25 protein-coding genes are annotated in these 26,226 nt (G+C 65.2%); 10 read left to right on the forward strand and 15 right to left on the reverse strand.

All coding sequences use genetic code 11. The features are described from left to right. Positions 1–10 precede the first annotated feature (10 nt). Together J2R80_RS33090 and J2R80_RS33095 are read left to right on the forward strand one after the other, a co-directional pair. Positions 11–1,288, forward strand: coding sequence for a beta-ketoacyl-ACP synthase (locus tag J2R80_RS33090; RefSeq protein WP_028344597.1), 1,278 nt, complete (start codon positions 11–13; stop codon positions 1,286–1,288). A gap of 17 nt (positions 1,289–1,305) precedes the next feature. Continuing rightward, positions 1,306–2,241 carry a lipid A biosynthesis lauroyl acyltransferase gene (locus J2R80_RS33095; protein ID WP_057019707.1) on the forward strand — a complete coding sequence of 312 codons (936 nt, stop codon included), beginning with the start codon at positions 1,306–1,308 and terminating at the stop codon, positions 2,239–2,241. A 103-nt stretch (positions 2,242–2,344) separates the two neighbouring features. On the opposite strand, the gene J2R80_RS33100 is transcribed toward J2R80_RS33095, so the two are convergent. From J2R80_RS33100 to J2R80_RS33130, 7 genes are all read right to left on the reverse strand, one after another. Then, complete coding sequence (locus tag J2R80_RS33100) at positions 2,345–3,454, reverse strand: polyamine ABC transporter substrate-binding protein (RefSeq protein ID WP_141340564.1); 1,110 nt, start codon at positions 3,452–3,454, stop codon at positions 2,345–2,347. Positions 3,455–3,460: 6 nt separating this feature from the next. Beyond that, positions 3,461–4,630, reverse strand: a complete 1,170-nt coding sequence (locus J2R80_RS33105; RefSeq protein ID WP_200844431.1) for an aminotransferase — start codon at positions 4,628–4,630, stop codon at positions 3,461–3,463. Positions 4,631–4,638: 8 nt separating this feature from the next. Then, positions 4,639–4,968 carry a rhodanese-like domain-containing protein gene (locus J2R80_RS33110; protein WP_016848419.1) on the reverse strand — a complete coding sequence of 110 codons (330 nt, stop codon included), beginning with the start codon at positions 4,966–4,968 and terminating at the stop codon, positions 4,639–4,641. 136 nt (positions 4,969–5,104) lie between these two features. Beyond that, positions 5,105–7,030 (reverse strand): potassium transporter Kup, encoded by a 1,926-nt coding sequence (locus tag J2R80_RS33115; protein ID WP_057019704.1) that lies wholly within the window; start codon positions 7,028–7,030, stop codon positions 5,105–5,107. Positions 7,031–7,185: 155 nt separating this feature from the next. Further along, a complete protein-coding gene (locus J2R80_RS33120; RefSeq protein WP_038376908.1) occupies positions 7,186–9,084 on the reverse strand; it encodes a potassium transporter Kup in 1,899 nt (632 codons plus the stop codon). 112 nt (positions 9,085–9,196) lie between these two features. Continuing rightward, complete coding sequence (locus tag J2R80_RS33125; RefSeq protein ID WP_028334286.1) at positions 9,197–10,027, reverse strand: flagellar motor protein MotB; 831 nt, start codon at positions 10,025–10,027, stop codon at positions 9,197–9,199. Between the two features lie 28 nt (positions 10,028–10,055). Then, on the reverse strand, positions 10,056–10,829 hold the full coding sequence (locus tag J2R80_RS33130) for a motility protein A (RefSeq protein ID WP_016848416.1): 774 nt from the start codon (positions 10,827–10,829) through the stop codon (positions 10,056–10,058). A gap of 374 nt (positions 10,830–11,203) precedes the next feature. On the opposite strand from J2R80_RS33130, the gene J2R80_RS33135 reads away from it, so the two are divergent. Both J2R80_RS33135 and J2R80_RS33140 read left to right on the forward strand, forming a co-directional pair. Next, the gene (locus J2R80_RS33135; RefSeq protein ID WP_141340563.1) at positions 11,204–12,184 is read left to right on the forward strand and encodes an NADPH:quinone oxidoreductase family protein; all 981 of its coding nucleotides are present in this window, start codon (positions 11,204–11,206) and stop codon (positions 12,182–12,184) included. Between the two features lie 296 nt (positions 12,185–12,480). Next, the gene (locus J2R80_RS33140; protein ID WP_016848414.1) at positions 12,481–12,669 is read left to right on the forward strand and encodes a hypothetical protein; all 189 of its coding nucleotides are present in this window, start codon (positions 12,481–12,483) and stop codon (positions 12,667–12,669) included. A gap of 6 nt (positions 12,670–12,675) precedes the next feature. Here J2R80_RS33140 and J2R80_RS33145 read toward each other — a convergent pair whose 3' ends face one another. Beyond that, positions 12,676–12,987, reverse strand: coding sequence for a hypothetical protein (locus J2R80_RS33145; protein ID WP_246786574.1), 312 nt, complete (start codon positions 12,985–12,987; stop codon positions 12,676–12,678). Between the two features lie 42 nt (positions 12,988–13,029). Here J2R80_RS33145 and J2R80_RS33150 point away from each other — a divergent pair, with 42 nt between their 5' ends. Then, positions 13,030–13,263 (forward strand): hypothetical protein, encoded by a 234-nt coding sequence (locus J2R80_RS33150; protein WP_057019701.1) that lies wholly within the window; start codon positions 13,030–13,032, stop codon positions 13,261–13,263. Positions 13,264–13,283: 20 nt separating this feature from the next. Here the strand turns inward: J2R80_RS33150 and J2R80_RS33155 are convergent, their stop codons facing one another. Beyond that, positions 13,284–14,555, reverse strand: coding sequence for an FAD-binding oxidoreductase (locus J2R80_RS33155; protein WP_076826735.1), 1,272 nt, complete (start codon positions 14,553–14,555; stop codon positions 13,284–13,286). A 42-nt stretch (positions 14,556–14,597) separates the two neighbouring features. Further along, positions 14,598–16,259, reverse strand: coding sequence for a thiamine pyrophosphate-binding protein (locus J2R80_RS33160; RefSeq protein ID WP_076826490.1), 1,662 nt, complete (start codon positions 16,257–16,259; stop codon positions 14,598–14,600). A gap of 137 nt (positions 16,260–16,396) precedes the next feature. Here J2R80_RS33160 and J2R80_RS33165 point away from each other — a divergent pair, with 137 nt between their 5' ends. Beyond that, positions 16,397–16,546, forward strand: a complete 150-nt coding sequence (locus tag J2R80_RS33165) for a hypothetical protein (RefSeq protein WP_159109436.1) — start codon at positions 16,397–16,399, stop codon at positions 16,544–16,546. 595 nt (positions 16,547–17,141) lie between these two features. Continuing rightward, a complete protein-coding gene (locus J2R80_RS33170) occupies positions 17,142–18,632 on the forward strand; it encodes a methyl-accepting chemotaxis protein (RefSeq protein ID WP_063790157.1) in 1,491 nt (496 codons plus the stop codon). Between the two features lie 151 nt (positions 18,633–18,783). On the opposite strand, the gene J2R80_RS33175 is transcribed toward J2R80_RS33170, so the two are convergent. The 5 genes from J2R80_RS33175 to J2R80_RS33195 form a co-directional block, all read right to left on the reverse strand. Then, positions 18,784–19,929, reverse strand: coding sequence for an acyl-CoA dehydrogenase family protein (locus tag J2R80_RS33175; protein ID WP_057019698.1), 1,146 nt, complete (start codon positions 19,927–19,929; stop codon positions 18,784–18,786). A 12-nt stretch (positions 19,930–19,941) separates the two neighbouring features. Continuing rightward, positions 19,942–20,769 (reverse strand): SDR family NAD(P)-dependent oxidoreductase, encoded by an 828-nt coding sequence (locus tag J2R80_RS33180; RefSeq protein WP_076826488.1) that lies wholly within the window; start codon positions 20,767–20,769, stop codon positions 19,942–19,944. Positions 20,770–20,986: 217 nt separating this feature from the next. Beyond that, entirely contained in the window at positions 20,987–21,391 is a 405-nt protein-coding gene (locus J2R80_RS33185; RefSeq protein WP_076826486.1) for a MaoC family dehydratase, read from the reverse strand. Continuing rightward, the gene (locus tag J2R80_RS33190) at positions 21,388–21,843 is read right to left on the reverse strand and encodes a MaoC family dehydratase N-terminal domain-containing protein (protein WP_076826485.1); all 456 of its coding nucleotides are present in this window, start codon (positions 21,841–21,843) and stop codon (positions 21,388–21,390) included. Before J2R80_RS33190 ends, J2R80_RS33185 begins: the two co-directional genes overlap by 4 nt. 7 nt (positions 21,844–21,850) lie before the next feature. Further along, on the reverse strand, positions 21,851–23,035 hold the full coding sequence (locus J2R80_RS33195; protein ID WP_141340559.1) for a lipid-transfer protein: 1,185 nt from the start codon (positions 23,033–23,035) through the stop codon (positions 21,851–21,853). Positions 23,036–23,130: 95 nt separating this feature from the next. On the opposite strand from J2R80_RS33195, the gene J2R80_RS33200 reads away from it, so the two are divergent. The 3 genes from J2R80_RS33200 to J2R80_RS33210 all read left to right on the forward strand — a co-directional run bounded on the left by J2R80_RS33200 (position 23,131) and on the right by J2R80_RS33210 (position 26,202). Then, complete coding sequence (locus tag J2R80_RS33200; protein ID WP_141340558.1) at positions 23,131–23,925, forward strand: TetR/AcrR family transcriptional regulator; 795 nt, start codon at positions 23,131–23,133, stop codon at positions 23,923–23,925. Continuing rightward, the gene (locus J2R80_RS33205) at positions 23,855–25,411 is read left to right on the forward strand and encodes a long-chain fatty acid--CoA ligase (RefSeq protein WP_141340557.1); all 1,557 of its coding nucleotides are present in this window, start codon (positions 23,855–23,857) and stop codon (positions 25,409–25,411) included. The genes J2R80_RS33200 and J2R80_RS33205 overlap by 71 nt, the downstream gene beginning before the upstream one ends. 194 nt (positions 25,412–25,605) lie before the next feature. Further along, a complete protein-coding gene (locus J2R80_RS33210; protein ID WP_057019693.1) occupies positions 25,606–26,202 on the forward strand; it encodes a DUF2889 domain-containing protein in 597 nt (198 codons plus the stop codon). Positions 26,203–26,226 lie beyond the last annotated feature (24 nt).

Below are 26,226 nucleotides of genomic sequence, written 5' to 3' on the forward strand. Positions count from 1 at the left end.
CGGGGAAACCATGACAGCACCACGCGATAAATTCGGCCGACCGATCGTTGTCGTGACCGGCATGGGAATCGTGACGTCGCTCGGCGGCGGCAAAACCGACAATTGGAAGCGCCTCACCGCGGGTGAGTCCGGCATCAAGACCGTGACACGCTTCCCGCTCGACAGTATGAAGACGACGATGGCCGGCGCCGTCGATTTCGTCACCGTCGACCCGTTCTCGTCGACCAGCCTGTCGCAGCGTCTGGCGGAGATCGCGACCGAAGAAGCGCTCGAGCAAGCCGGCATCGGCAGCAAGGGCGACTTTCCCGGCCCGCTGTTTCTGGCAGTCGCCCCGATCGAGACCGAGTGGCCGCAGCGGCTCGAAGTCGCGCGCGAGGTTCCGACCAAGGACTTTGGAATCATCGAATACCTGGCGACCTGTAGCGGCGGGAAGTTCGCGCACTTTCACCGGCGCTTCACCTTCGGCTCCGTCGCGCTCAACCTCGCCGAGACCTTCGGTACCAAAGGGTCCCCGATTTCGCTGTCGACGGCTTGCGCCTCCGGTGCGACCGCGATCCAGCTCGGCGTCGAGGCGATCCGCCGCGGCGAAACCGATGCGACGCTGTGCGTCGCAACCGACGGCTCGGTGAACCCGGAAGCCATGGTGCGCTTCTCGCTGCTGTCGGCTCTCTCCACCCAGAACGACCCGCCGCAGGCCGCCTCGAAACCGTTCTCGAAGAACCGCGACGGCTTCGTGATGGCCGAAGGCGCCGGCGCGCTGGTGCTCGAGAGCTACGAGGCCGCGATGGCCCGCGGCGCGCGCATCCTCGGCGTCGTCGCCGGCTGCGGCGAGCTCACCGATTCCTTCCATCGCACCCGCTCGGCCCCGGACGGCAAGCCGGCGATCGGCTGCGTGCGCAAGACACTCGCCGATGCTGGAATGGAGCCCGAGCAAATCGATCACATCAACGCGCACGGGACCTCGACGCCGGAAAACGACAAGATGGAGTATCTTGCGACGTCGGCCGTGTTTGGCGAACACACCAAAAACATTCCGGTGTCGTCGAACAAGTCGATGGTCGGCCACACCATCTCGGCCGCCGGTGCAGTCGAGGCGATCTTCTCGCTGCTCACGCTCGAGCATCAGCGGATTCCGCCGACGATCAACTACGAGGTGCCTGATCCCGCGATCCCGTTCGACGTGGTCGGCAACAAGGCGCGCGATGCCAAGGTGACCGCCGTGATGTCGAACTCGTTCGGGTTCGGCGGGCAGAACGCCTCACTGATCCTGACGCGCGAGCCGGCCTAGCGCCCTCGCCTCATCAGATGAAACGCCTGCTCCTTCGCACCAGGGCGCACCTGCGTGACGCCGCGAAGCCCGTGACCGACGCGGCGATCGGCGGGCTGACGATCGGCCTGCTGCGTACGACGCGCTACTTCGATCCCGAGAAGACCGCAAGATTCTTCGGCCGCGCCGCGCATTTCATCGGCCGCCGGCTGCGCGAGGATCGCATCGGCCGCGAGAACCTCAAGGCCGCCTTCCCGGAAAAGTCACCGGAGGAGATCGAGGAGATCCTGACGGGCGTCTGGCACAACCTCGGACGCATCGGCGCTGAATTCGCGCACATCGACCGCATCTGGGACCACGATCCCCAGAATCCCGACAAGCCGGGTCGCGTCGAATTCTCGGCGCGCAGCAAGCAGCTGTTCGATCAGTTGCGTGACGACGGCAAGCCGGCACTGTTCTTCGCCGCACATCTCGGCAACTGGGAGCTCTCTCCAATTGCCGCCGCAGCGCATGGGCTCGACGCCACCATCCTGTTTCGCCGGCCGAACATCGAAGCCGCCGACCGCGCCATCGAACGCATCCGCGCGGTCAATCTGGGCACGCTGGTGCCGGCCGGCCGTGACGCGCCGCTCAAGCTGGCGCAGGCGCTGAAGAACGGCCAGCACGTCGCGATGCTGGTCGATCAGTATTTGACCAACGGCGTTCCCGTCACCTTCTTCGGCCGCAAGACCACCGCGAATCCGCTGCTGGCGCGCCTGCGCCGGCAGATCGATTGCCCAATCCACGGCACGCGGATCATCCGCCTGCCCGACGGCCGCTTCCGCGGCGAGGTCACCGAGGAAGTCAAGCCGGTGTTCGACGCATCCGGCCAGATCGATATACAGGGCACCATGCAGGCGATCACCGACGTCGTCGAGGGCTGGGTCCGTGAGTATCCCGATCAATGGCTCTGGCTGCACCGGCGCTGGCGGTAGGCCCGACACTCGTCATTGCGAGCGAAGCGAAGCAATCCATTTCTCCGAGCATACGGAGCGATGGATTGCTTCGTCGCTTCGCTCCTCGCAATGACGGATAGACCTACTTCCCGGTCTTCACCCGCGTCCACAGGCGATTGATGATCCGCTGCGTCGCCGGATCGCGCGCGGTGATCACGAACAGCTTCTTCTGCATCGCTTCGTCGGGATAGATATTCTTGTCGTTGAAGATCTTCGGGTCGATCAGCTTCTGGCTCGCCAGATTGCCATTGGCGTAGGACAGGAAGTTCGAGTTCTTCGCCGCGACCTCGGGACGGTAGAGGTAGTTGATCAGCTCATAGGCCTCAGCGACATTCTTCGCATCCGCGGGGATCGCGAGATTGTCGAAGAACATTTGCGCGCCCTCCTTCGGGATCGTGTAACCGATCTCGACGCCGGTGTTGGCTTCCGCCGCCCGGCTGCGCGCCTGCATGATGTCGCCCGACCATCCGACCACGAAGCAGATTTCGCCAGAGGCCAGCGCGCTGAGATATTCGGACGAGTGGAATTTGCGCACATAGGGCCGGATCTTGATGACGAGATCGGCGGCCTTCTCGAGGTCGGCCTGCTTGGTCGAGTTCGGATCGAGGCCGAGATAGCTCAGCGCCGCCGGCAGGATGTCGTCGGCGGAATCCAGCATGTGGATGCCGCAATCCTTGAACTTGGCGAGGTTCTCCGGCTTGAACACCATGTCCCAGCTGTCGATCTTCGCGTCGGGACCGAGAATCTTCTGCGCGATCTTGACGTTGTAGCCTATGCCGGTGGTGCCCCACATGTAGTTGGCGCCGTAGCTATTGCCGGGATCGTAAGTCGCAAGTTGGCTCGTCACCACAGGCCATGCATTGGCGAGGTTCGGCAGCTTCGACTTGTCGAGCTTGAGGAACACCTTCGCGGTGATCTGGCGCTGCAGGAAGTAGCCGGTCGGCACCACGACGTCGTAGCCCGACTTGCCGGCGAGCAGCCGCGTCTCCAGCGTCTCGTTGGCGTCGAACGTATCGTAGACCACCTTGATGCCGGTTTCCTTGGTGAAGTCCTCGAGGACTCCCGGCGCCATGTAGTTCGACCAGTTGTAGAAGTTGACCGTGCGCTCCCCGGCGTCGGCGGAGGCCGAGAGCAGCAGGACCGTCGCGACCGCGCCGACGAAGCTGACGAGACGACGGTTCTGCTCTCGCATTCTGGCCTACCTCTTGCGGCGGTGAACGGCGTCCGACAACCGCTCCAGCGCGGCGTCGAGCGTTGAGTCTTTCTTGGCGAAGCAAAAACGCACGACCGATGTCACCGCATCCTGCTCGTAGAACGCCGACACCGGGATCGCCGCGACCTTGTAGTCCTGCACGATCCGCCAGCAGAACTCGGCATCGGTCTCGTTGAGCCCGAGCGGCGACAGGTCCACGGTGAGGAAGTAGGTCCCCTGCGACTTCAGCACCGGAAAGCCGATGCTCTCCAACCCCTTGGTCAGGCGGTCACGGCTCCGCGCCATGTCCTTGCGCATGTCGAGGAAATAGTCGTCGGGCTTGCCGAGGCCAAATGCCACCGCCGCTTGCAAATTGGGCGCCGTCGTGAAGGTGAGGAACTGGTGCACCTTCGCCGCGACGCGCAGCAGCGGCGGCGCGGCGCAGACGAAGCCGATCTTCCATCCGGTCAGCGAGAAGATCTTGCCGGCGCTGCCGACCTTGATGGTGCGGTCGCGCATGCCCGGGATCGTGATCAGCGGGATGTGCTCGCGGCCGTCGAACACCACGTGTTCCCAGACCTCGTCGCAGATCGCAACCGCGTCGAATTCCTGGCAGAACCGCGCCAACAGTTCGAGGTCCTCGCGCGGATAGACCACCGCCGCCGGATTGAGCGGATTGTTGAACAGCACCGCCTTGGTCTTGTGGTTGAAGACGCTGCGCAGCATCTTCTCGCTCAGCCGCCACTCCGGCGGTTCGAGCCGCAGCAGCCGCGGAATGCCGCCGGCCTGGCGGATGATCGGCAGATAGGAATCATAGACCGGCTGGAAGCACACCACCTCGTCACCGGGCTCGACCACGGAGAGGATCGAGGCGGTCAGCGCCTCGGTGCCGCCGGAGGTGACCATCACCTCGGTCATCGGATCGAGCTTGAGTCCGTGCCAGTGGCCGTAATGCGATGCGATCGCCTGACGGAGTTCCGGGATGCCCATCATCGACGGATATTGATTGTAGCCGTTGATCGAGGCGTCCGCGGCGGCGCGGCGGATGTCCTCCGGACCGGGATCGTCGGGAAAGCCCTGGCCGAGATTGATGGCGTTGTTGTCGCGCGCGGCCTGCGACATCGCCTCGAAGATGGTGACAGGAAGGTCCGCGAAGACCTTGTTCATGGAGGTCATGTCAGGGATCAGCCGCCGGTCTTGGTCGGCAGTCCCGCCGCCTTCCAGCCGATGATGCCGCCCGCCAGGTGCTTGTCGTAGGGCAGGCCCGCGGCCTGGGCGGCCAGCGAAGCCGTCACCGAGCGCTTGCCGGAGCGGCAGGCGAACACCACCTGCTTGCCCTGCGGATCGGGAATCGCCGCCGGATCGAACGTCGACAGCGGCACTACGACGCCATCGGGATAGGCCTCGACGGCGACCTCGTTGGGCTCGCGGACGTCGACCAGCAGATAGCGGCCTTCCGCTATGCCCTTCGACACCTCGTCCGGAAACAAATCTTCCACCTTGTGGTCCGCCACGGAAATATCCTCCCGATATCAGCTTGGCGAGCGTCGCGCGGCCCGCCGTTCCGGGCCGCAAAGTCGCCTCTTGCGCAGAGAAAATCAAGCGTCCGAAACGGGTTAGATGACTCGCAGGATGTGACTGGCAGGACCGCTAGATCGTGACCTGCGTGCCGACCTCGACCACCCGCCCGGTCGGGATCTGGAAATAGTCGGTGGCGTCGTTCGAGGAGCGGCTCAGCGCGATGAACAGATGGTCCTGCCAGCTCGGCATGCCCGAATGCGCCGCCGGCTTCAGCGCACGGCGGGACAGGAAGAACGAGGTCGACATGATGTCGAACTGCCAGCCGAGCTTGCGGGCGATCGCCAGCGTCTTCGGCACGTTCGGCTGTTCCATGAAGCCGAACTTCAGCGTCACCTTGGAGAAGGTCTCGCTCAGCTGCTCCATCCGCACCCGCTCGGACGGATCGATCCGCGGCGTCGGCGCCGTCTCGATGGTCAGGATGACGTTCTTCTCGTGCAGCACCTTGTAGTGCTTGAGGCTGTGCATCAGCGCGGTCGGCGCGCTGACGGGGTCGCTGGTCAGGAACACCGCGGTGCCGGTGACACGCTGCGGCGGCCGCTTCTCCAACATCGCGACGAGATCGGCGAGCGGGAATTCCAGCTTGCGCGACTTCTCGAACAACAGCCGGCTGCCGCGCCGCCAAGTGTACATCACCACGATCATGGCGCCGCCAAGCGCGAGTGGCACCCAGCCGCCCTCGAACACCTTGAGCAGGTTGGCGGCCAGGAAGGTGATGTCCAGGAACAGGAAGGGCGCGACCAGCGCGGCGGCCGCGATCGGCGACCAGCGCCAGACCTTCCAGATCACGACAAAGCCCATCATCGCCGTCACCACCATGGTGCCGGTCACCGAGATGCCGTAAGCCGACGCCAGTGCGCTCGACGAGCGGAACATCAGCACCAGCACGATGACCGCGATGAACAGGAAACGGTTGATGCGCGGCATGTAGATCTGCCCGGAATGCGCCTCCGAGGTGTGGCGGATCTCGAACCGCGGCAACAGGCCGAGCTGGATCGCCTGCCGCGTCAGCGAATACGCGCCGGTGATGACGGCCTGGCTCGCGATCACGGTCGCCATGGTCGCCAGCGCAACCATCGGGATCAAGGCCCAGTCCGGGAACATGAGGAAGAACGGGTTCTCGATGCCCTTGGGATTGCCGATCAGGAGCGCGCCCTGCCCCAGATAGTTCAGCGCCAGCGACGGCAGCACGATGAACAGCCACGCGGTCTGGATCGGGCGTTTGCCGAAATGGCCGAGGTCGGCATAGAGCGCCTCGGCGCCAGTCACCGCGAGGAAGACCGCACCGAGCGTGATGAAGCCGATCACGCCGTGATGCAGCATGAACGACACCGCGAGAATCGGATTGAGCGCGTATAGCACTTCGGGATGCCGCGCGATCTGCGGCAGCGCCGCGACCGCGATCAGGGCGAACCATACGCACATCACCGGGCCGAAGAAGGCCGCGACGCGCGCGGTGCCGCGCGACTGCACCGCGAACAGGACGACAAGGATCACCACCGTGAGCGGCACGACATAGGGATCGAATGTCGAGGTGACGAGCTTGATGCCCTCGATTGCCGACAGCACCGAGAGCGCCGGCGTGATGACGGCGTCGCCATAGAACAGCGCGCCGCTGATGATGCCGAGCAGCACGATCGCGGCGCCGCCCTTGGTCGCCGCGCGCTGCGCCAGCGCCATCAGCGCCAGCGTGCCGCCCTCGCCATTGTTGTCCGCGCGCAGCAGGATCACGACGTATTTCAGCGTGACGACGACGATCAAAGCCCAGAGGATCAGCGAGAGCACGCCGAGCACCGCATGCGCCGTCACCGCGCCCTCGCCGCCGGCGGCGGCAACGACGGCCTCGCGCAAGGCGTAAAGCGGGCTGGTGCCGATGTCGCCATAGACGACACCGATGCTGCCGAGCATCAGGGCCTTGAAGGTGGCGGTTGAATGCGCCTCACCATTGCCGTTTGCCGCCGGCGTTTCCGCCGCGGTGATCGCACTCTCGGATGACATGGGGAAGCTGTGCCTCTGTCTTCTGCCGCACCGCACAATGCCGGGTCGCAGCGCTATACTCCCGGCAGGAATGCATAGGTTAGCCCGGATTCAGGCCTCCGCCATGCACATCACGCATGGGTCACGGCCGATCAATGTCAGAATCCTGCGCCCGGTCAGATAGTTACCTGGGTACCCACTTCAACCACCCGGCCGGTCGGGATCTGGAAATAGTCGGTGGCATCATTGGCGGACCGGCTCATCGCGATGAACAGGTGGTCCTGCCATTGCGGCATGCCGGACTGGGCCGACGGCTTCAGCGAGCGGCGCGACACGAAGAACGAGGTCGACATGATGTCGAACTGCCAGCCGAGCTTGCGCGCGACCGCCAGCGCCTTGGGCACGTTCGGCGATTCCATGTAGCCGAAGCGCAGCCGCACCGCGGTGAACTTGTCGCTCACCTTCTCCATGTTGACGCGCTCGGATAGATCGACGCGCGGCGTCGGTGCGGTCTCGATGGTCAGGATCACGTTGTGCTCGTGCAGCACCTTGTTGTGCTTGAGATTGTGCAGCAACGCGGTCGGCACGAAGCTCGGATCGCTGGTCAGGAACACCGCGGTGCCCTTGACGATATGCGGCGGCCGCTTCTCCAGACTGTGGATCAGGTCGCGCAGCGGCACCTCGATGCGTCGGGTCTTGGCGACCAGGATGGCGGCGCCGCGGCGCCAGGTCCAGATCATCGTCGCCATCACGACGCCGAACAGCAGCGGCACCCACGCGCCCTCGAACAGCTTCAGGAGATTGGCGCTGAAGAAGGTCATGTCGACGATCACGAACGGCAGGATCAATGCCGCCGCCGACGCCACGCGCCAGTTCCACAGCTTCCAGATCACGATGAAGCCCATGATGCCGTCGGCGACCATCGTGGTGGAGACGGCGATGCCATAGGCCGACGCCAGCCCGCTCGAGGTGCGGAATAGCAGCACCAGCAGCAGCACGCCGATCAGCAGCAGCCGGTTGACGCGCGGCAGATAGATCTGACCGGCATGGGTCTCCGAGGTGTAGCGAACCTCGAAGCGCGGCAAGAGCCCGAGCTGCACCGCCTGGCTGATCAGCGAATAGGCGCCGGTGATGACCGCCTGGCTCGCGATCACCGTCGCGGCGGTGGCGAGCCCGACCAGGGGCAGCAGCAGCACGTCGGGCACCATGCGGTAGAACGAGTTTTCGATCGCGCTGGGATCGGACAGCACCAGCGCGCCCTGCCCGAAATAGTTCAGCAGCAGCGACGGCAGCACGAAGAACAACCAGCCGGACTGGATCGGCTTGCGGCCGAAATGCCCGAGATCGGCATACAGCGCCTCGCCGCCGGTCACCGCGAGGAATACCGCGCCCAGCGTCACCAGGCCGATGGTGCCGTGGGTCAGCATGAACTGGAGCGCGTAATAGGGATTGATCGCCGCCAGCACCGACGGGTCGTCCATGATGTGAACGAGCCCCATCACCGCCAGCGAGGCGAACCACACTACCATCACCGGACCGAAGGCGGAAGCGACGCGCGCGGTGCCAGAACTCTGCACAGAGAACAGCACGACCAGGATCAGGATCGTCAGCGGCACCACATAGTGCTCGAGATGCGGGGTGGCGAGCTTGAGGCCTTCGACCGCCGACAGCACCGAGATCGCCGGCGTGATCATGGAATCGCCGATGAACATCGAGGCGCCGACCACGCCGAGCGCGAGCAGCGGCCAGCTGCGCCGACCGATCGCGCGCTGGCCGAGCGCCATCAGCGAGAGCGTGCCGCCCTCGCCATTGTTGTCGGCGCGCAGCAGCAACAGCACGTATTTCGCGGTGACGACGGTGAACAGCGCCCACAGGATCAGGCTGAGCACGCCCAGCACCATGATGCGGGTGACCGGTTGGCCGTGCGCGGCGCCGCCGACCGCCTCACGGAATGCGTAGAGCGGCGAAGTTCCGATATCGCCGAACACCACCCCGATGCTGCCGAGTGTCAGGGCCCAGAAGCTGGAGGTCGGTTGTCCTTCCTGAGCTTCGGTAGATGAGACGCTGACAGCCATGGCGAGGTTGGAACGCCCGATCGGTTGATTTGATCCGCGCGGCTATCGACGCTTCCGCATCGCGTGTCAACCGCGCAACAATGGTAGTTGACGGTAGTATGGTAACCCAGAGCTACGGCTTCAGATCCGGCGGCAGCGGCGGATTTTCCCGCATCAACGTGATGGTCACGCGACGGTTGGCCGGCAGCGTCGGATCGTCGGGAAACAGCGGCTGGCCGTCGGCCTTGCCTGAAACCGCGAAAATATGCGACGGCGGCAGCCCTTCCCGCTCCAGGATCTGCCGCACCGCGTTGGCGCGGTCCGCGGACAGGTCGAAGCCGTCATAATCGCTGCGCGCCGGCACGAAGCCTGCGGCTGTATGCCCCACGATCGCAACCCGCAGCGGCGTCGCCTTCAGCGGCGCGGCCAGCTTCTGGATCAGCCGGCGGGTGCGGTCGTACGGCTCCCTGGAACCGTCCGCGAACATCGAGCGGCCGTCCTGGTCGACGATCTCGAGGTTGAGCCCCTCCTTGGTCTCCTCGAACATGATGTTCTTGGAGATCTCGGTCAGCTCCGGCATGTCCTGCAGCGCCTGGCGGAGCGAGGCCGAGGCGAGCGCAAATTCGCGGTCGATCTTCAGCCGCGCGCCGTTGATCTGGCTGCGCTCCTTCTCGTCCGGCGTCGGATTGGCGGAGGACTCTTCCGGCGAGATGTGCTCGACGTTCTTCAGCTTCGGCCGGGTCGGCAGGCCGTCGGATTCGACGATGCCGGAATAGCGCACATTGGTCTGCACGCCGAAGGCATCGCGCATCGAGCCGGCGACGATCTTCAGCTTGTTGTTGTCCATGGTGGAGAACGCGACGAGCATCACGAAGAAGCTCATCATCAGGCCCATCAGGTCGGCGAAGGTCACGAACCAGCCGTGACCTCCGGTATGGGCGTCGCCGCGCTTTTTCTTGGCCATCGCTGCGTTTCCCGAAAGCGCGGTCCGGTCAGGCCGGAACCGGCTCGCCTTCCTCCTGGCGATGCTTCTCCGGCAGATAGGCCAGCAGCATCTCGCGCACCAGCGCCGGGCTCTTGGAGTCGCGGATCATCAGGATGCCGTCGATGATCAGCGTGCGGTTGGTCTCCTCGTCGAGCAGCTTGCCGTGCAGCTTGTCGGCGATCGGCAGGCAGAACAAATTGGCGACCAGCGCGCCGTACAGCGTCGCGAGCAGCGCGGTCGCCATGAACGGGCCGAGCTTGGAGGGGTCGGTCATGTTGGCGAACATCTGCACCATGCCGATCAGCGTGCCGATCATGCCGAACGCCGGAGCGCAGTCGCCGATCGCGCGATAGATCTTGCTGCCCTCGTCGAGGTGCATCAGGAAGTTGTCGCGGTCGCGCTCCATGTTGTCGCGGATGAATTCGAGGTCGTAACCGTCGGCGACGTAACGGATGCCCTTGGCGAGGAACGGCTCGTCGGTCTCGACCTTTTCGAGGCCGACCGGCCCCTGCTTGCGGGCGATCTCGGCGATGCGGGCGAGCTCGTCGACGAGGTCGCGGGCCGACAGCCGGCTCATCGTGAAGGCGAATTTGGCGCCGAGCGGCAGCCCATGCAGCATCACGCCCAGCGGGAAGCGGATCATCGTCGCCGCGATCGAGCCGCCGAAGATGATGATCATGGCGTGTTCGGAGATGAACATGTGCAGGTCGCCGCCCATGAACATCATCACCGCGATGACGATGATGCCAGCCAACAGCCCGGCGCCAGTCATGATATCCATAGGAGACTCCAACGCGTACGCAACCTGCCCGTCCTGGACGGCGCGCAGCCCAAGGCGGGCCGCGTGGAAAACCCTAACGTTAACGCCATTAAGGACGCGTTACCGAATTTGGTAGGGATAACAACGGGTAAACGCCGGTCTTTTCGCGATGTCGTTGAAGATGCTGGCTTTCCGCATGCGAGCCTGCCGTCGCATGCGCAAATCCCCTCCCCGTAGAACAACGGACATGGGATAGGTTTGCCGGAAGTGTATTCGCGCGAACTGGCTACCGGCTCGCGTGAAGAAGACGCGTCAACACAAGAATCCGGGGCCCCGTTCCGATTCAATCGGAGCGGAAAAGGGTCTCGAGGAAACCAACCAATGAGCAGGACAGGATGAAGGCCGTCGTCGTCGAGCAATACGCGCCCATCGATCAGATCGGGCTGAGGGAGATCGCCACCCCCGAACCCGGCCCCGGACAGATCCGAGTCCAGGTCCACGCCGCGAGCATCGGCTTCGTCGATGGGCTGAAGGTCGAGGGCCGCTATCAGACCAAGGATGCCCTGCCCTTCACGCCGGGCGCGGAATTCGCCGGCGTGGTCGATGCGGTCGCAGGCGACGTCGCCGGCATCGCGCCGGGCATGCGGGTGATGGGCGCGGCGCGCTCGGGCGCGCTGGCCGAGCACATCGTGGTGCCACGCGACGCCGTCGAGATCATGCCCGACGGACTGTCGATGGAGGCCGCCGCGGCCTTTCGCACCAATTACCTCACCGCGCTCTATGCGCTCGGCGAGCGCGGCTCGCTCAAGGCCGGCGAGCAGTTGCTGGTGCTCGGCGCCGCCGGCGGCACCGGCATCGCCGCCATTCAAATCGGCAAGCTGCTCGGCGCGCGCGTCGTCGCCGCGGCCTCGACGGAGGAGAAGCGCAACTTCGCCGCAAGCTTCGGTGCCGACGCTGTCGTCGACTACACGAAACCCGACTGGCGCGACGCGCTGAAGGACGCGACCGGCGGCCACGGCGCCGACGTGATCTTCGATCCGGTCGGCGGCGGGGTCTCGCTGCAGGCGTTCCGCTCGATCGCCTGGAACGGCCGCCATGTCGTGGTCGGCTTCGCGGCCGGCAACATTCCCGCTTTGCCGTTCAATCTGCCGCTCCTGAAAGGCGGCTTCCTGATCGGCGTCGATGCCGCCCAGATCGCGCGGCGCGAGCCCGAGGCGCAGGCGCGCGTGATGACGCAATTGTCGGCATGGCTGAACGATGGCCGACTGACGCCTGTTGTCGGTAAGGTGTTCGCATTCGACGATTTTCGCGCGGCCTTCACCACCATGCAGACCCGTGCGGCGCTCGGCAAGATGGTGGTGCGGATCGGGTCGTGAGAGAGGCAGCGCTATCGCCTCATCCTCGCTGTCGTCCCTGCGAAAAGCAGGGACCCATACGCCGCGGCGGATGTTGTGAACAAAGCTGGTCATTCCAGCGAAGCACACCAATCAGCGCTTGTGGTTATGGGTCCCTGCTTTTCGCAGGGACGACACTGAATGTCGCAAGCCAAGCTTGCCTTGAGGGTCAGAAAAATACGCGACCCTCGCCAAGGTTCGCGAAAATTATCACAGGTTATTGTTACGCGGTTCTGTGCCGCCTTAGCGTTGCGGAGTACGGCATTCGGGGACGAAAAATGCAGGACATGCTGACGCATCTCGAAAAGCTTCGCCGCGACGCGGCGGAATGTGCGTTGATCCGAGACCTGGCGACTGACATGCGCAAGCGCGAGTTGTTCAGCAAGCTCGCCGAACATCTCACGGCCCTTGCCGCCGAGGTGGAGGAAACCATCAACGCAGCCCGCAAGGAGGACCAAGTCATTTAGCGAGGCCTACGTCGAGCGTTCGAAAGTATCGACACTTGTCGTGACGGCTCGCCACCAGTTCACGGGCTTCAGGGCCGCCGCTTCGCCCTCGCGGACCGCGACCAGCGCCTCGTCCGACATGACAATTTGCCGGATGGAACCAACGTCGCAACGGCGCATTGTCATTTCACCCATCGGTTGACAGGTAATATGCCGCCAGTATCGGTAGACGTGCCGATGCTGTAGCATTGCTGGTTCGCCGAGGAGCCTATTCGCCGCAATGTGTTGTATTTCAGGATTCTTTGTCTTGGCACTTTTTGCACATCGAGCATCGAGCATCACGTCGCGATCGCGCGGGCGGATTACCACCAAAGAGGCGCGATGAAGACCGACAAGGCCATCTGGTACGTCTCGTTCGCCATGCGAAATCCTGACGCCGGACATCACCGCTTCGCGCGCCAGACCCGTACCTTCACGACCGAGCAGGACGCCAAGGCGTTTGCGCGCACGCTGCTCGTTCAGACGCAGGACGTCAGCGCCGGAACGATCAATCCGCACGCACCGCGACGCGTGATCGCACCGGCCGCGATCACGGCCTGGGCCGGCGACAGCTGAGGCTTCGCCGCCGTTGCTTCCTACAGGAAGCGCGAGGGCGCAAACGGGGCGAGCGGAATCTCCGGCGCCTTGCCGCTCAGGAGTTGCGCGACCAGCCGGCCGGTCCGGGCCGATCCGACCAGGCCGACATGGCCGTGGCCGAAGGCGTAGACCACATCGCGCGTGGCACGGGCATAACCGATGCAGGGGCGCCCGTCCGGCATGCTCGGCCGATGGCCGAACCAGGTCTTGATCCGCGATGGCGGAATATCCGTCGGCAGCTTCGGGAACATATTGAAGAGGTGCTTGCGCAGGATTTCGGCGCGCTTCCAGTTCGGCGCGGCGTCAAGCCCCGCGATCTCCACCGTGCCGGCGGCGCGCAGGCCCTTATCGGTCCAGTTGACGACCATCTTGGCATCGGAGGCCATCATCGAATTGCGCGGGCCGGATTCCGCATTTTCGATCATGACGTGATAGCCGCGCTCGGTCTCCAGCGGCAGCGGATCGCCGATCGAGGCGGTCAATTGCCTGGAGCGCGCGCCCGCGGCGACGACGGCGGCGTCGCAGGCAATCTCGCCGCTCTCGGTGATCACAGCGACAAGCCTGTCACCGGCGAGCCTGAGGCCCGTTGCCTTGGCGGCGACGCGTTCGGCGCCGTTCGCGACGGCGTGCGCGGCAAGCGCCGCGACATAGGCGCCGGGATCGCGGCAGCGGCCCGCCTCCTCCACCACGACGCCGAATTTGTAGCGCGGATGCAGATCGGGCTCGCGCTGGCGCATCTCGTCTTCATCGAGCTCCAGCCATTCGATGCCGACGCGCTTGCGGATGCGCCAGCCGAGATCGCGGTCGAACGGCGCGCGTGAGGGAAACACATGCATCACCCCGCGCCGCTCGATCAATTCGCCCACGCCGGCTTCCTCGGCGAGTTGCCGGTGCAGCAGCGGTGCATCCTTCAGGAGATCGCGCATCGCCCGCGCGGTGGCCTCGACCTGCGCCTCGGTCCGGCTCGACAGCAGATACTTGACCAGCCACGGCAAGGCCTTCGGCAGATACGACCAGCGGATCGCCAGCGGCCCGAGCGGATCCATCAGATAGCCCGGCACCTTCTTCCAGGTGCCCGGCTCGGCCGGCGGGATCACCGAATGCGACGACAGCCAACCGGCATTGCCGTAGCTCGCCGCCTGGGTGCCGCCGGGCTCGCCCGGATCGATCAAGGTTACGCTGTGGCCCGCACGCAGCGCCTCGATGGCGCTGATGACGCCGACCGCGCCGGCCCCGATGATCGCGACGTGACGGGACTTTTGTTTGGGCATGATCTCCTCGGAAAACCGCTTCGCATTTTTCCGGATCATGCCCTAGCGCGTGGCCTGCGGCGCAAAATCCTTGCCGACCGACAGCGCACGCTGATCGACCAGGCAGTGCAGGATCGCGGGCTTGCCGGAGGCCAGCGCGCGCTCGAACGCGGGCGCGAAGTCTTCGGTGCGCTCGACCCGCTCGCCATGGCCGCCGAACGCCTTGGCGTAAAGCGCGAAGTCCGGGTTCTTGAGCTGGGTGCCGACGACGCGGCCCGGATAGTCGCGCTCCTGATGCATGCGGATGGTGCCGTATTGCGCGTTGTCGATGACGACGACGATCAGCGGCGCGTCATACTGCACGGCGGTGGCGAACTCCTGCCCGTTCATCAGGAAGCAGCCGTCGCCGGCGAACGCCACGACGACCCGGTCCGGATGATGCCGCTTGGCCATCACAGCCGCCGGCACGCCGTAGCCCATCGAGCCCGAGGTCGGCGCGAGCTGCGCGGCGAAAGCGTGGAAGCGATGGTGGCGGTGAATCCAGCCGGCATAATTGCCGGCGCCGTTGCAGACGATGGCATCCTTCGGCAGGCGATCGCGCAGCCAGGTCACGACCTCGCCATACTGGAAGCTGCCCGGCAGCTCGCGCGGCTTGTCGGTCCAGGCGAGGTAATCCGCGTGCGCCTTGGCCGCCTCGCCCTTCCAGGCCGGCACTGCCGCCGGCATCATGGTCTCGACCGCGGCGGCAAAGGCCGCAGGCGTCGCCTGGATCGCCAGCGCCGGCTGGTAGACACGGCCGAGCTCCTCGGCGCCGGGATGGACATGGATCAGTTTCTGGCTCGGCACCGGAATGTCGAGCAGCGTGTAGGACGAGGACGGCATTTCCGACATGCGGCCGCCGATCAGGAGGATGACGTCGGCGCCGGTGATGCGATCCCTGAGCTTCGGACTCGGGCCGATGCCAAGATCGCCGGCATAATGCGAGTGGTCGGCGTCGAACAGCGAGGCGCGGCGGAACGAGGTGGCAACCGGCAGGTCGAAGCGCTCGGCGAAGCGCGCAATGCCCTTGGCGGCCTCCGCGGTCCAGGCCGAGCCACCGAGCACCACGATCGGCGCCTTGGCGCCGGCGAGCATGCTGCCGAGGCGCTCGAGATCGGCCGGCGCAGGCCAGGTCGCCGCAGGCTCGACCTTCGGCGCGTCGGCGACCGCGGCGGTTTCAGTCAGCATGTTCTCCGGCAGCGAGATCACCACCGGACCGGGCCGGCCCTGCAGCGCGACGCGGAAGGCGCGCGCGACCAGTTCCGGAATGCGATCCGGACGATCGATCTCGACCGCCCATTTCGCCATCGTGCCGAACACCGCCTTGTAGTCGAGTTCCTGGAATGCCTCGCGCTCGCGCATGCCGGTGTCGACCTGGCCGACGAACAGGATCATCGGGGTGGAGTCCTGCATCGCGATGTGCACGCCATGGGCGGCATTGGTCGAGCCCGGACCGCGGGTGACAAAGCAGATGCCCGGACGTCCCGTGAGCTTGCCATAGGCCTCCGCCATCATCGCGGCCCCGCCCTCGGCGCGGCAGATCACGACGTCGATCGCGCTGTCGTGCAAGGCGTCGAGCGCCGCCAGATAGCTCTCGCCCGGCACGCAGGTGACGCGCTCCACCCCTTGCGCGACCAGCTGGTCGATCAGGATCTGGCCTCCGGTGCGGGCATTGCTTTTGGTCATGAGGGCTCCCTGCAAGTACTGGCGCGCGTTTGAGCTTCGCGCGGATCGTGGTCCCACGGGGTATGATAGACGGAAATAGGGTGCAAGGCCGAAGCTGCGTCTCCCGCGCGCAGCGGCGCCAAGCCATGCGGTAGGCAATGGGCAACGCCGTTTCGTCATCGATTTCCGCAGAGCGGACGATCGCCGGCAGGATTGAAACCGCCGGCCGGCAAGCAACGCAGGTCACGATCGTCCGGCTCGAGGGCGATCTCGTTGCGCTCGCGCGGGACCACGACGCCGGTCCGTGACCCCGATCGGGTCTCGCGCGGCATGATCAACCTGCGCGGGCTTCTTTCATGAACACCCGCATCGACGATGCGGCCGCCCTGTCATCACGAGGCGCCGATCGACTCAACAGAGCGCAGGCGAAAGAATGCTCGCACGCCGCATCGCCAAGACCGACAGCGCGTGGCCGCCGAGACGATTGCAGTCAAGAGCTCTCCGCTGCGCGCGATGGCGTGGCACAATCTGCATGAGCCACACGTTATGTGCACGATAACAATCATTAGGAGCGCACGCGTGTGCTTCCGTAAGATTACGGTGCAGCGATCGGCCGCTTCACATCTTCGTCGCCGGATCGCGCGGATTTCACGGCAAATCGCGGTGTTGTGCGACGTTTTCGGCTGCGCTCATCGCGAGCATCGCGCGTTCGACCTTGTGCGATCGCACGCGGCGCATTGCGTGCCCTTCTTGGTGGAATTCGAATCGCTTACCGTTCCACACAGTCAGAAATTGTAAATCGTGTAACGCACCTGCGTGGGGCCGGCGGTGGAAGGCATTCCGCTGCCGATCAGGTGCACCGTTTCAATTCACCAAGATCATTATCAAGGCTGGAGGCAATGCATGTTGGGGATGAAGAGCGTCGCAAGCGTGATCGGCTCGGACAGTTCGTACCGGCTGTTCGACGACATGCCGATCAGTGTCATGCTCTGCGAGCTGGACAATTTCAAAATCACCTACATCAACGAGTCGACGCGGCAGAACCTGAAGAAGATCGAGCATGTGCTGCCGGTAAAGGTCGACGCGCTGATCGGGCAATCGATCGATATATTTCACAGGAACCCGCAGCATCAGCGCCGGCTGCTGTCCGACCCGAAGAACCTGCCGCACAAGGCGCGTATCACCATCGGCGGCGAGACGCTCGATCTCACCGTGACGGCGATGACCAATTCGCGCGGCCGCTACACCGGCCCGATGCTGACCTGGGAGCTCGCGACCGAGAAGGCGCGGCTTGAAACGCAGACCGAACGGCTGTTGCAGATGCTCGACAACATGCCGATCAACATCATGATGTGCGACACCGATTTCAACATCACCTACATCAACCAGACCAGCCTCAAGACGCTCGACACCGTGAAGCACCTGCTTCCGGTGGCGCCGGACAAGATCCTCGGCAACTCGTTCGACATCTTCCACAAGAACCCGGCGCACCAGCGCCGCATCGTCGGCGATCCCAAAAACCTGCCGCATGCGGCCAAGATCAAGCTCGGTCCGGAAACGCTCGACCTGCGGGTCTCCGGGCTGACCGACAAGCGCGGCAACTACACCGGCGCGATGCTGAGCTGGTCGGTCGTGACAGGCAATGTGAAGCTGGCGGACGATTTCGAGAAGGACGTGAAGGGCCTTGCCGGGATGCTGGCGTCGGCGTCGACGCAAATGCAGGGCACTGCGCGATCGCTGACGACGACCGCCGAATTCGTCAATCAGCGCTCGGCGAGCGCGGCGTCCGCGTCCGAGGAGCTGTCGTCCTCGGTCAACGAGATCAGCCGCCAGGTGGCCGAGGCGAGCCGCATTGCCCGCATGGCGGTCGACGAAGCCGAGAAGTCCGACAAGCTGGTCGCGGGTCTCGTGACCATGGCGCAGAAGATCGGCGACGTCGTCGCCCTGATCAGCCAAATCGCCGGCCAGACCAACCTGCTTGCGCTCAACGCAACCATCGAATCCGCGCGGGCCGGTGAGGCCGGACGCGGCTTCGCCGTCGTCGCCTCCGAGGTGAAGGCGCTGGCCAACCAGACCGCCAAGGCCACGGAAGACATTTCGGCGCAGATCAACGAGATGCAGGCCGCGACCGGCAACACCGCCACGGCGCTGAAGGCGATCTCGCAGGTCATCGTCCAGATCAGCGAGATCTCGACCGTGATCGCCAGCGCGGTCGAGGAACAGGCCGCGGCCACCAAGGAGGTCACCGCAAACATCAACGGCACGACCAAGGCGATCGACGATGCCAGCAAGGCCGCCGAGAACGTGCTGGCGGCCTCCGGAGAGCTCGCCAGCAACGCCTCAGAGCTGGAAGTTCAGGTCGACAAGTTCCTCAAGAACGTACGGGCGATGTAGCGGCGCACGGCCGAAGGAGATGAGCGCGCACTCACCCCTCCGCGTCATTGGGGCGATGCGCGAGCATCGAACCCGGAATCTCAAGCCGCAACTTCGAGATTCCGGGTTCACGCTTCGCGTGCCCCGGAACGACGGCCAAAGATGCGCCCGCCTACAGCGAACGCGCGATCAGGAGCTTCATGATTTCGTTGGTGCCGCCATAGATCTTCTGGATGCGGGAATCGATGAACATGCGCGAGATCGGATATTCCTGCATGTAGCCGTAGCCGCCATGCAGCTGCAGGCATTCGTCGGCGGTCTCGACCTGCTTCTGCGAGCACCACCATTTCGCCATCGACGCCGTCACGGTGTCGAGGTCGCCGGCGACCAGGCGCTCGACGCACCAGTCGACGAACACGCGGGCGATCATCGCCTCGGTCTTGCGCTCGGCAAGCTTGAAGGCGGTGTTCTGGAATTCGAGCAGCGGCTTGCCGAACGCGGTGCGCTCCTTGGTGTATTCGGCGGTGATCCTGACCGCGCGCTCCATCGAGGCGACCGCGCCGATCGCGAGCGACAGCCGCTCCTGCGGCAATTGCTGCATCAGCTGTACGAAGCCGTTGCCCTCCTCGGCGCCGAGCAGGTTCTCCGGCGGCACCGTGACGTTATCGAAGAACAGCTCCGACGTGTCTGATGCGTGCAGCCCGATCTTGTCGAGGTTGCGCCCGCGCCGGTACCCCTCGGCGCCCGCGGTCTCAACCACGATCAGCGAGATGCCCTTGGCGCCCGGAGCCCCGGTCCGCGCCACCACGATGACGAGATCGGCGGCCTGGCCGTTGGTGATGAAAGTCTTCTGGCCGTTGATGACGTAGGAATTGCCCTGCTTCTTCGCCGTGGTCTTGACGGCCTGCAGATCCGAGCCGGTGCCGGGCTCGGTCATCGCGATGGCGCCGACCATCTCACCCGACGCCATCTTCGGCAGCCAACGTTTCTTCTGCTCCTCCGAGCCATAGTTGACGATGTAATGCGCGACGATCGCGCTGTGCACGGAGACGCCGGTGGTCAGCTCCGGCACCGTGCTCTCGAGGTCATCGAGCACGGCGGCGTCATAGGCGAAGCTGGCCCCTAAGCCGCCATAGGCCTCGGGCACGCTCGGCAGCAACGCGCCCATCTCGCCGAGCGCGCGCCAGGCCGAGCGATCGACCAGCTTCTGCTCGCGCCATTTTTCGGCGTGCGGCGCCAGATCCTTGGCGAGGAATTTGCGGAACTGGTCTCGGAAGGTGTCCAGCTCCTCGGTCATCCAGGACGATCGGTAGTGCATTCTGCCCTCGTATTAAATCAGAAGACCGCCGCCGGCGACGATCACCTGACCACTGATGTAATTCGATTCCGGAGCGCAGAACAGATAGACCGCATCGGCCGCCTCCTCCGGCGTGCCGCCGCGGCCGAGCGGGATCATGCGGCCCATCGCCTCCAGCATCTGCGGCTGGACGCCGACCTTGATGTCGCGGCCGGCGACGTCGATGGTTTTCTGCTGGGTCTCGATCGGCTGGGTCAGGCGGGTGTTGATCAGGCCGAACGCCACGCAATTGACGTTGACCTTGTAGCGGCCCCACTCCTTGCACATCGTGCGCGTCAGCCCGATCAGCGATGCTTTGGCGGACGAATAGCTCGCCTGCCCGGCATTGCCGTAGAGGCCCGCGATCGAGGAGATGTTGACGACCTTGCGGAACACCTCGCGGCCCGCCTCGGCCTCCCTCTTCGCCATCACTCGGATCGGCTCCGACACCGCGCGCATGATGCGGAACGGGGCGACCAGATGGACGTCCAGCATCGCCTGGAACTGCTCGTCGGTCATCTTCTGGATCGTCGAGTCCCAGGTGTACCCGGCATTATTGACGATGATGTCGAGACCGCCGAACCGCTCGATCGCGGCGCCGACGAAGCGATCGGCAAAGCCGGCTTCGGTCACGCTGCCATTGACCGCGATCGCCTCGCCGCCCATGGCCTTGATCTCCGCGACGACCGCATCGCCCGGCTCGGCATCGAGGTCGTTGACCACGACGCGCGCGCCCTCGTTCGCGAGCTTCAGCGCAATCGCGCGCCCGATGCCGCGGCCGGAGCCCGAGACGAGCGCGACTTTGCCTTGCAGCTTTGACATTCAAACCTCCCTCAAACAACGTGATCTTTGCGGTATGCCCGCCTCACCTCGCCCCGCTTGCGGGGAGAAGTCGGAACGCATTGTCAGATGCGTTCCGGGTGAGGGGGTACAGGTCTCACCACCTCCAGAGTGCGCGGAAGCAGCCCCTCACCCAAACCCTCTCCCCGCAAGAGCGGGGCGAGGGAGCGCACAATCCCTCGTGGCGAGACCTTTCGCACTACAGCGCGATAACCGCCTCGCCGGCGAGCTTGATCTCGCCGTTCTGATCCCTGGTGGTCAGCGCGAGTATTGCGCGCCTCTCACCGCCCTGCTCGACCAGCTCGGTCACCGTGCCCTCGCAGGTCAGCTTCGCGCCGAGCTGGGTGATCGCCGCAAAGCGGGTCGAGAACGAGCGGATGCGCGACGGCGCCACCGCGTCGGTCAGCGCCTGGCCGAGATAGCCCATCACCAGCATGCCGTGCGCGAACACGTCGGGGAAGCCGGCCGCCTTCGCGAAATCGATGTCGACATGGATCGGATTGTGATCGCCGGAGGCGCCGCAATACAGCGCGAGGCGATGGCGGGTGATCGGTGGAAACTCCTTGTGGACGATGCGGTCGCCGACAGAGGGAGAGCTGCTCATGACGGCCTCGCATTGCGTACCACGACGGTGCGCGAGACATCGGCGACATGGACACCGTTCTGGTTGGTGACCGGGGTGTCGACCACGATCAGCGTCATCGCCCCGCCCTTCTTGTCGGTCACGCCAGTGACGCGCGGGCGGAAGGTCAAGGTGTCGCCGACCACGACGGGCGCATGATAGTCGAAGCGCTGCTCGCCGTGCAGCACGCGCGCCAGATCGATGTCGAGCGCCGTGAGGAACTCGAACGGGTCCGGCGCATCCATCATCTCGAGGCAGAACAGATAGGTGGGCGGCACCGGCGCCGCCGTGAAGCCGGCCGCTTGCGCGGCCGCCTCGTCGCGATAGACGGCATTCGTCTCGCCGAGCGTATCGAGGAAGAAGCGCAGCCGCCCCGGCTCGACGCGCGCGGTCACGGGCGTAAATGTACGCCCGACAGCGGATTGATCGACCATGACGACCTCAAGCGCGTTCGTAGAGCGTCACGACGCAGGCGCCGCCGAGGCCGAGATTGTGCTGCAAGCCGATCCGCGCGCTCTCCACCTGCGTCGCCGCAGCGGTGCCGCGCAGCTGCCGCGTCAGCTCATAGCACTGCGCAAGCCCGGTGGCGCCGAGCGGATGGCCCTTCGACAGCAACCCGCCGGACGGGTTGGTGACGATCCTGCCGCCATAGGAGTTGTCGCCGTCGTCGATGAATTTCGCGGCCTCGCCCTCGCCGCACAGGCCAAGCCCCTCATAGGTGATCAGCTCGTTGTGCGCGAAGCAGTCGTGCAGCTCGACGACGTCGAGATCATCAGGCCCGATGCCGGCGGCCTCATAGACCTTGCGCGCGGCATCCCGCGCCATGTCGTAGCCGACCACCTGCATCATGTCTGACGCACCGAAGGTCGAGGGCGTGTCGGTCGTCATCGCCTGCGCCGCGATGCGGACCTGCTTGTTGAGGCCGTGCTGGTCGGCGAATTTCTCCGAGACCAGGATCGCGGCGGCGCCGCCGCAGGTCGGCGGGCACGCCATCAGCCGCGTCATCACGCCGGGCCAGATCACCTGGTCGTTCATCACGTCGTCGGCGGTGACCTCTTTGCGGAACAGCGCCAGTGGATTGTTCTTGGCATGACGGCTCGCCTTGGCGCGCACTTTTGCAAAGGCGGAGAGCGGCGTGCCGTATTTCTTCATGTGGCTGAGGCCGGCGCCGCCGAAATAGCGCAGCGCCAGCGGCACGCCGGGCGCGTCGACCAGCTTGTCGGCCGCGGCGTCGAAATCGTCGAACGCACTGGGACGGTCGGTGAACACGGCCCCGAGCGCGCCGGGCTTCATCTGCTCGAAGCCGAGCGCCATCACGCAATCGGCCGCGCCTGACTCGATCGCCTGCCGCGCCAGGAACAGCGCGGTCGAGCCGGTCGAGCAGTTGTTGTTGACGTTGACGATCGGGATGCCGGTCATCCCGACCGGATAGAGCGCGCGCTGCCCGCAGGTGGAGTCGCCATAGACGTAGCCGACATAGGCCTGCTGCACGCGGCCGTAGTCGAGCCCGGCGTCGGCGAGCGCCAGCTTCGCCGCTTCGGCGCCCATCACGTGATACGGCGCATTGGCGCCGGGCTTGACGAACGGGATCATGCCGACCCCGGCAATATAGGTGCGTGACGTCATCGCGTGTCCTCCCGGAAATTACCCACTGGACTATTTGTTACCCATGGGTAATATACGGGCGATCTTCCGGAGTCAATGCGACAACAGCCGACGCGATGGACGCCCACTCCCCCTCTTCCAGCAACGAGTCGCCATGGCTGCCATTCGAAAGCCGGCGCCGCGCCCGCGACGAGAAGCGCGAGGCAGTGCTGCGCACGGCCGTAGCCCTGTTCCTTGAACAGGGCTATCACCGTGCCACGCTGAACGACGTCGCCAAGCGGCTCAACATCACCAAGCCGGCGCTCTACAACTACTTCCGCGGCAAGGACGAGATCCTGTTCGAGTGCTGGTCGATCGGCAATGAGCTGGTCGACGAATGCATTGCCGAGACGTCGGCGGGCGGCGGCTCGGGGCTCGACAAGCTGCGCAAGCTCACCGTCCGCTATGCCGAGCTGATGACCGCGGACTACGGCAAGAGCCTGGTCCGCTTCGACATCCGCGATCTCAGCGAGGACAACCGCAAGATCGTGCAGACTGCCAAGCGGCGGATCGACCGCGCCTTCCGCGACTATATCGCACAGGGCGTCGAAGACGGTTCGGTGAAACCGTGCGACCCGAAGCTCGCGGCTTTCGCCATTGCCGGCTCGCTGAACTGGATCGGCCACTGGTTCCAGCCGGGCGGCGAGCTGAGCGGACGTGCCGTCGCTGAGGAATTCGCGATCCGCCTCACCGAAGGCATCGCCAAAACAACAACGCAAATGACATCAACGCGCAAGACAACGGCGCACGAGAAGGCGGACAAACCGCCTCGCAAGGGAAACGCATCAAGGGAGGAGACGAGTGAACATCACGCACGGACTGCGGCGCGCGCTGCAGGTCAATCCAAACGGGCTCGCGGTCGTCTGCGGTGAGCGGCGGCGCAACTGGCGCGAGGTCGGCGAACGCGTCGCCCGCCTCGCCGCCGCGATCCGCGGCCTCGGCGCCCAGGACGGCGACCGCGTCGCGATCCTGTCGCTGAACTCCGACCGCTATCTCGAGCTCTACCTCGCCGTCGGCTGGGCCGGCGCCGTGATCGTGCCGCTCAACATCCGCTGGTCTTCGATCGAGAACGAGGACGCGCTGCGCGACTGCCGCGCAACGATCCTGTTCGTCGACAGGGCGTTTGCGCCGGTCGGCACGGCGCTGGCAGGCGCCGTCCCCGGCCTGCGGCTGGTCTATGCCGACGAGGGCGACACGCCTGCCGGCATGGAGAATTACGAGACGCTCATCGCGCGCAGCGCGCCTGTTCCGGATGCGATGCGCAGCCGCGACGACCTTGCCGGCATCTTCTACACCGGCGGCACCACCGGCCGCTCCAAGGGCGTGATGCTGAGCCACGGCAATCTGATGGCCAACGCGCTCAACGCGCTCGGCGAAGGCCTATGGCCGAGCAGCACGATCTATCTGCATGCGGCGCCGATGTTCCACCTCGCCAATGGCGCGGCGATGTATTCGGTGCTGCTGTCCGGAGGATCCAACGTCGTAATCCAGGGCTTTACGCCTGACGGCGTCGCGGCCGCCGTGCAGAAGGAGCGCATCACCGACGTGCTGCTGGTGCCGACCATGATCCAGATGTTCGTCGATCACCCGACGCTCGGCAATTACGACCTGTCGTCCTTGAAGCGGATCTCCTACGGCGCCTCCGTGATCAGCGACGCCGTGCTGATGCGCGCCATGAAGGCGCTGCCGCATGTCGAGTTCACGCAAGCCTACGGCATGACCGAGCTGTCGCCGATCGCGACCCTGCTGCACTGGAAGGAGCATATCGGCGACGGCCGCGCCAAGGGACGGCACCGCGGCGCCGGCCGCGCCACGCTTGGCGCCGAGGTCAGGATCGTCGATGCGGAGGACAAGCTCGTGCCGACGGGTACCGTCGGCGAGATCGCGGTGCGCGGCGACATGGTGATGATGGGCTATTGGGAGCGGCCGGAGGAGACCGCGCGCGCCGTGATCGACGGCTGGATGCACACCGGCGACGGCGGCTACATGGACGAGGACGGCTTTGTCTACGTCGTCGACCGCGTCAAGGACATGATCATCTCCGGCGGCGAGAACGTCTATTCGGCCGAGGTCGAGAACGCGCTCGCCCAGCACGCGGCGGTGGCGCAATGCGCCGTGATCGGGATCCCGAGCGAACGCTGGGGCGAGCAGGTTCACGCCGTCGTGGTGATGAAGAGCGGCGCCAGCGCCACGCCGGAAGAGCTGATGGAGCACTGCAAGATGCTGATCGCCGGCTACAAATGCCCGCGCAGCGTCGACATCACCGCGACGCCGCTGCCGCTCTCCGGCGCCGGCAAGATCTTAAAGCGCGAGCTGCGCAAGCCGTATTGGGAGAACCGCGAACGGCGGGTGAGCTGAGGGATAGCTCTCAACGTCACCCCCGTCATTCCGGGGCGATGCGAAGCATCGAACCCGGAATCTAGAGATTCCGGGTCTGGCGCTAACGCGCCATCCCGGAATGACGATGTCTCATGACGCCATTCGACCGCGAGCGTTGACATCGGAGCGCACGGCCGATTGGATCAGCTCTAGATTCAATCCAGCGAGTTCCGATGTCCGCACCCGATACCAATGCCGACGGCAAGCCCCGCCGCCTGATGCACCGCCGCTCCGTCGAATGTCTCGGCTATCTCCGTGACGACGGATTGTGGGAAGTCGAGGCGCAGCTGGTCGACACCAAACCCTATGCCCGACAGGACAAGCATCGCGGGCTGCAGCAGCCCGACGATCCCGTGCACGACATCCGCCTGCGGCTCGCGGTCGACGACAGTTTTACGATCCGCGAGACCGGCACCACGATGGCCTCAACGCCCTACCCGTCCTGCCTCGACGTCGAGGGCATCTTGCAGCGCCTGGTCGGCGAACGCATCGGCAAGGGCTGGCGCGAACTGGTCCGTCGCAAGATTGGCAAGCTCGAAACCTGCACCCATCTCGCCGAGCTGCTGGGTCCCGCGGTGACGACGCTGTTCCAGACCGCAACCTCCGGCAAGGACCCGCAGGGCCGCGGCGCGCTCGATCACCAGCGCGATGTCACCGAGCCGCCATTCTTCGTCGGCGGCTGCTATTCATGGCGGCTGGATGGGCCTGTCGTCGCCGAGACCTTTCCGCAGTTCGCGCAGAAGCCTGTCGAGGCGAAGCCGGGTTCGTGAGCGGTGCCCCGCCGCTGGCCAAGG

The organism is Bradyrhizobium sp. USDA 4541, from assembly GCF_024171085.1.
Classification (GTDB): Bacteria; Pseudomonadota; Alphaproteobacteria; order Rhizobiales; family Xanthobacteraceae; genus Bradyrhizobium; species Bradyrhizobium australafricanum.

Excerpts from the sequence above, each read along its gene's own strand:
- J2R80_RS33095 (WP_057019707.1), top strand. The coding sequence starts at position 1,306 with ATGAAACGCCTGCTCCTTCGCACCAGGGCGCACCTGCGTGACGCCGCG.
- J2R80_RS33090 (WP_028344597.1), top strand. The coding sequence starts at position 11 with ATGACAGCACCACGCGATAAATTCGGCCGACCGATCGTTGTCGTGACC.
- J2R80_RS33145 (WP_246786574.1), bottom strand. The coding sequence starts at position 12,987 with ATGCTCGATGCTCGATGTGCAAAAAGTGCCAAGACAAAGAATCCTGAA.
- J2R80_RS33170 (WP_063790157.1), top strand. The coding sequence starts at position 17,142 with ATGTTGGGGATGAAGAGCGTCGCAAGCGTGATCGGCTCGGACAGTTCG.
- J2R80_RS33180 (WP_076826488.1), bottom strand. The coding sequence starts at position 20,769 with ATGTCAAAGCTGCAAGGCAAAGTCGCGCTCGTCTCGGGCTCCGGCCGC.
- J2R80_RS33210 (WP_057019693.1), top strand. The coding sequence starts at position 25,606 with ATGTCCGCACCCGATACCAATGCCGACGGCAAGCCCCGCCGCCTGATG.
- J2R80_RS33195 (WP_141340559.1), bottom strand. The coding sequence starts at position 23,035 with ATGACGTCACGCACCTATATTGCCGGGGTCGGCATGATCCCGTTCGTC.
- J2R80_RS33185 (WP_076826486.1), bottom strand. The coding sequence starts at position 21,391 with ATGAGCAGCTCTCCCTCTGTCGGCGACCGCATCGTCCACAAGGAGTTT.
- J2R80_RS33140 (WP_016848414.1), top strand. The coding sequence starts at position 12,481 with ATGCAGGACATGCTGACGCATCTCGAAAAGCTTCGCCGCGACGCGGCG.
- J2R80_RS33105 (WP_200844431.1), bottom strand. The coding sequence starts at position 4,630 with ATGACCTCCATGAACAAGGTCTTCGCGGACCTTCCTGTCACCATCTTC.
- J2R80_RS33130 (WP_016848416.1), bottom strand. The coding sequence starts at position 10,829 with ATGGATATCATGACTGGCGCCGGGCTGTTGGCTGGCATCATCGTCATC.
- J2R80_RS33200 (WP_141340558.1), top strand. The coding sequence starts at position 23,131 with ATGGACGCCCACTCCCCCTCTTCCAGCAACGAGTCGCCATGGCTGCCA.
- J2R80_RS33100 (WP_141340564.1), bottom strand. The coding sequence starts at position 3,454 with ATGCGAGAGCAGAACCGTCGTCTCGTCAGCTTCGTCGGCGCGGTCGCG.
- J2R80_RS33155 (WP_076826735.1), bottom strand. The coding sequence starts at position 14,555 with ATGCCCAAACAAAAGTCCCGTCACGTCGCGATCATCGGGGCCGGCGCG.
- J2R80_RS33135 (WP_141340563.1), top strand. The coding sequence starts at position 11,204 with ATGAAGGCCGTCGTCGTCGAGCAATACGCGCCCATCGATCAGATCGGG.
- J2R80_RS33160 (WP_076826490.1), bottom strand. The coding sequence starts at position 16,259 with ATGACCAAAAGCAATGCCCGCACCGGAGGCCAGATCCTGATCGACCAG.
- J2R80_RS33165 (WP_159109436.1), top strand. The coding sequence starts at position 16,397 with ATGGGCAACGCCGTTTCGTCATCGATTTCCGCAGAGCGGACGATCGCC.
- J2R80_RS33125 (WP_028334286.1), bottom strand. The coding sequence starts at position 10,027 with ATGGCCAAGAAAAAGCGCGGCGACGCCCATACCGGAGGTCACGGCTGG.
- J2R80_RS33150 (WP_057019701.1), top strand. The coding sequence starts at position 13,030 with ATGAAGACCGACAAGGCCATCTGGTACGTCTCGTTCGCCATGCGAAAT.
- J2R80_RS33115 (WP_057019704.1), bottom strand. The coding sequence starts at position 7,030 with ATGTCATCCGAGAGTGCGATCACCGCGGCGGAAACGCCGGCGGCAAAC.
- J2R80_RS33190 (WP_076826485.1), bottom strand. The coding sequence starts at position 21,843 with ATGGTCGATCAATCCGCTGTCGGGCGTACATTTACGCCCGTGACCGCG.
- J2R80_RS33120 (WP_038376908.1), bottom strand. The coding sequence starts at position 9,084 with ATGGCTGTCAGCGTCTCATCTACCGAAGCTCAGGAAGGACAACCGACC.
- J2R80_RS33175 (WP_057019698.1), bottom strand. The coding sequence starts at position 19,929 with ATGCACTACCGATCGTCCTGGATGACCGAGGAGCTGGACACCTTCCGA.